Here is a 3935-nt window from a genome sequence, read left to right as displayed (position 1 = left end):
ACCCCGGAGGTCTGCTTCCGCGAGGTGGGCCGCGAGCCGATGTTGAGCTCACCGATCTCCGCTACGGGCGTTGAGGTGGTGAAGTAGTCGATGAAGCCGGGGTCGGAATGCACCAGCGACGCGTACGCCTGCCGGCCCAGTCGCGCGAGTTCGGCCATCACCGTGTAGGCCTCGTCGGCGTGCTCGCCGAGCCCCTCGACATCCAGCAGGGACGCCTCGACGGTGGCCGCGACCAGCGCCTCGAGGTTTCGGCGGGCCCGCCGGGGCTCGGAGTACTTGGCGGAGATGACCTCACCCTGCTCGGTGATCCGCAGCGCGCCCTGCACCGCGCCGGGCGGCTGGGCGAGGATCGCGTCGTAGGAGTTGCCGCCGCCCCGACCCACCGCGCCGCCGCGCCCGTGGAAGTAGCGCAGGTGCACCCCGGCCCGGTCGGCGCTCGCGGCCAGGTCGCGTTCGGCCTCGTACAGCGCCCAGTTCGCGGCGAGGTAGCCGCCATCCTTGTTGGAATCCGAGTACCCGAGCATCACCTCGAGCACGTCGCCCTGCCCGCGCACGAGTTCGCGGAACTGCGGGATCGCCAGCGCTGCGTCAAGGATCGCAGGTCCCGCCGCTAGGTCGTCGATGGTCTCCAGCAGCGGGATGAGCCGCACACTCGACCTCGGCGCGTCCGGATCGCCGGAGAACAGGCCGACCTCGCGCAGCAGGATCGCCGGCTCGAGCAGATCCGACACCGACCCACACATGGACACGATGTAGTGCGGCACCACTTCCGGCCCGAGCACCTCGACCGCCGCGGCGGCCGCCCGCATCACGCCCAGTTCACGCTGCGCCACCTCGGACAATTCTGCGCGGGGCCCGAGCAGCGGCCGGTCGTGCGAGAGCTCCCGCAGCAGCAGCTCCACCCGCGCGTCCTCGTCGAGCGCGGCATAGTCCTCGCACACCCCGGCCAGCGCGAACAGCTCGCCGAGCACGTCCTCATGCGACTCCGAGTTCTGCCGCATGTCCAGCGCCTGCAGATGAAACCCGAACGTGCGCACCGCCCATCGCAGATCCCGCAGCCGCGGCGTGCGCAGCAACTCGCCGCCACACTCGGCCAGCGCGTGATCGATCACGTCGAGATCTGCCAGCATCTCCGCCGGCGCGGTGTAGGCCTGCACGCCGCCTGTCCGCTCGCCGTCTGCCTGCTCACCGCCGGGCCGAACCTCGGTGGAACCCCCGGAAGAACCCCAGGATGACGACGACAACGCCTTCGCCCGCCCCGCGAGGCGACTGCGGACCACCCGCACGGCGCGACGGAACGGGACGTCCTCGCGCGCGGCACTGCGCCCGCCGTCGTTCTCGGGCGCGGGTTCGCAATCCGCGAGCTCCCTCAAGGCGGCGGGCACCTCCACCAGTCGCTGGGACAGGGACAGCTCCTGCTCGAGCTTGTCCAGTTGCTCGGTGTAGTGGCGGTGCAGTAGCGCCGCGGCCTGTTCGGTGGCGAACCGGACCACGTCGCCGGTGACGTACGGGTTGCCGTCCCGATCACCGCCAATCCACGAGCCGGGGCGCACCACCGGACGGGTGTCGAGGCCGAGTCGGTCGGCGATCTCGGCGTTGAGCGGCGGGATCACGTCGATGAGGGTGGCCTCGTGGTACTGCAGACCGGACTGCACCTCGTCCTCGATGCGGGGCCGCTCGCTGCGGATGATCGCGGTCTGCCACAGGGTGAGAACCTGGCGGCGGATGTCGAGTTCGACGGCCTCGAGCTCGGCCTCGGTGACCCGGTCGCGCACCGGCCCGGCGTCGCCTCCGGCCCGATCTCCGGCGGGACCCCCGGCGTCGCCTTCCGCGTTCGCGTTGGTCCGCAGCGCATCTCGGCGGCGCATGAGGTGCAGCGTCCGCCGGGTGACCTCGAAGACGGTGCGGCGGCGCGTCTCCGTCGGATGGGCGGTCAGCACCGGCGCGACGCGGGCGGTGGCGCGGAGCGTGGCCAGCTTCTCGGGATCAGCCCGGGTCGTGTCGAGGCGGGCCCACGTGGCCTCGAGATCCCCGTCCGGCGGGGGTGCGCCGGCAGCGGTGTGGATCCGACGACGACGCTCCTGATGCAGGTCCTCCGCGACGTTCGCCAGCAGCGCGAACAGCGAGAACGCCCGGATCACCGGGATCACCTTCTCGGTGGGCACGTCGGTGAACAGGGCGGCCACCTCGTCGCGGTCGGCCTGCGAGCGGCGGACGGCGAACGCGGTGCGGCGGGCGGTCTCCACCAGGTCGAAGATCTCCTGGCCTTCCTGCTCGCGCACGGTGTCGCCGAGCAGGGCGCCGAGGAACCGCACGTCGTCGCGCAGTGGGGCGACCGCCGACTGGAGCGGGTCGGGGCCACTGCCGTGGTCGGCGGCGATGGTCGGGGGAAGCGTGGAGTCTTCGCGGGCGGGCTCGCTGTTCTCGGCCATGGCCGTCAGCGTAGGCGCGACGTGTGACATCCGCGTGAATCCCGGAAGGACTGCGCCGCCGTTGCCCCCGACCCTCCGCCGCCGGCGCCCCGGCCGCTCAGTCGTCGGCCTCCCCGCCGCTCGGAACCCCCGCCATGTACTCGACGGGATGTGCGTCGAATCGCGATGTCCCGCGAATCCTGTCGAGTAATTCCGGGTTGTCCCCGATGCTTTCCGGCGGTGAGGGGAGGAGGATTGGAGTCATGACACAGCAGCCCGGTTTCCAGCAGTCCAGCAACCCGTACGGCGCCGGTCCGCTCGGCAACCCGTACGGCCAGCAGATGGTCCCGGTCACCTCAGAGGACCGCACGGCCGCCGCCCTGGCGCACGCCTCGAGCCTGATCGCGATGGTCATCTCGGCCGGTTGGCTGTCGTTCGTCGGCCCGCTCGTGGCGTGGCTGATCTACAAGGACCGCAGCCCGTTCGTCCGCCAGGCGGCCGCCGGATCGTTCAACTTCAACCTCAGCATGTGGCTGATCAACATAGTCGGCTGGATCTGCATCATCACGATCATCGGCATCCCGCTCGGGCTGATCCTGCTCGCGGTGTCGTTCCTCGGGCAGATCATCGCGCACGTGATCGGCACGCTCCGCGCCACCAAGGGCGAGTCGATGAACTACCCGCTCCAGATCAAGGTGCTGCGCTGACCTGCGCTGGGCTTCCGGGCTCCGGACTCAGCCCAGCGACACGTGCCGGATCGGCCCGTGAAGCGAGGTGACAAGTAGATCTCCGGGGTCGAAGCCGTCGGGGACTGACTCGGCACCGGAGCCGGTGAACCCGTCCGCCACCACCACCGACGTCGCGCGCGGGATCCCGCCGACCAGCACGCAGACCTCGCCACTGTCGCGGTCGATCCGGTACACCTCACCGGACGACCACGACGTCACCAGCAACGCCTCATCCGTGACGGCCAGATCGTCGAGCCCCCGCGGCATGGTGGGTGGGGCGGTCAGCTCGGTGGTGGTCCATTCACCCGGCGCGTCGAGCGGCACCGCGTGCACCACGGTCCGGTCCGTCGACTGCGAGACGTACGCCGTGTCGCCGGAGATCGCGATCCCGTTGGACACCCCGAGCCGCGCCGCCGCCGACCACTCCTCGTCCACCGTGCCGTCGGGCCGCACCTTGGTCAGGCCGTCGTCCTCGAGACTGGTCAGGTAGCGGTTGCCGGCCGCGTCCACGGCGAGACCGTTCTTCCGATTGTCCAGCCGCGCCTCGACGCGCACCTCGATCGGCGCTCCGGCACCGGCCTCGATCGCCTCGCCCGGCCGGCCCGCCGAGGGGTCGAACGACACGACGTCGGATCGCTGCGCCAGGTAGCCCGTTCCAGCCGCCACATGCATCCGCCCGTCGGGGCCCAGATCGATCCCGCCGGGTGAGCGCACGCTGGCGGTGGCGATGATGTTGCCGTCGTCGTCGTAGGCATCGACCCTGTTCAGGAACGTTTTCGATACCCACAGGCGTCCG

At 70.9% G+C, this 3935-nt stretch carries 3 protein-coding genes; 1 reads left to right on the top strand and 2 read right to left on the bottom strand.

Annotated features, from left to right (window positions below; all coding sequences use genetic code 11):
- A partial coding sequence (locus G6016_RS15590; protein WP_241730370.1) for a phosphoenolpyruvate carboxylase occupies positions 1-2432 on the bottom strand: 2432 nt, incomplete at its 3' end.
- 242 nt (positions 2433-2674) lie between these two features.
- Here G6016_RS15590 and G6016_RS15585 point away from each other — a divergent pair.
- Entirely contained in the window at positions 2675-3118 is a 444-nt protein-coding gene (locus G6016_RS15585) for a DUF4870 domain-containing protein (RefSeq protein WP_182633517.1), read from the top strand.
- A gap of 27 nt (positions 3119-3145) precedes the next feature.
- On the opposite strand, the gene G6016_RS15580 is transcribed toward G6016_RS15585, so the two are convergent.
- Positions 3146-3935: SMP-30/gluconolactonase/LRE family protein (locus tag G6016_RS15580; RefSeq protein WP_182633516.1), on the bottom strand; the 790-nt coding region annotated here is incomplete at its 5' end.

The organism is Dietzia aerolata (genome assembly GCF_014144865.1).
In the GTDB taxonomy this organism is placed as follows: Bacteria; Actinomycetota; Actinomycetes; order Mycobacteriales; family Mycobacteriaceae; genus Dietzia; species Dietzia aerolata.
This window is presented reverse-complemented; position numbering and strand designations above follow the sequence as displayed.

Excerpts from the sequence above, each read along its gene's own strand:
- G6016_RS15585 (WP_182633517.1), top strand. The coding sequence starts at position 2,675 with ATGACACAGCAGCCCGGTTTCCAGCAGTCCAGCAACCCGTACGGCGCC.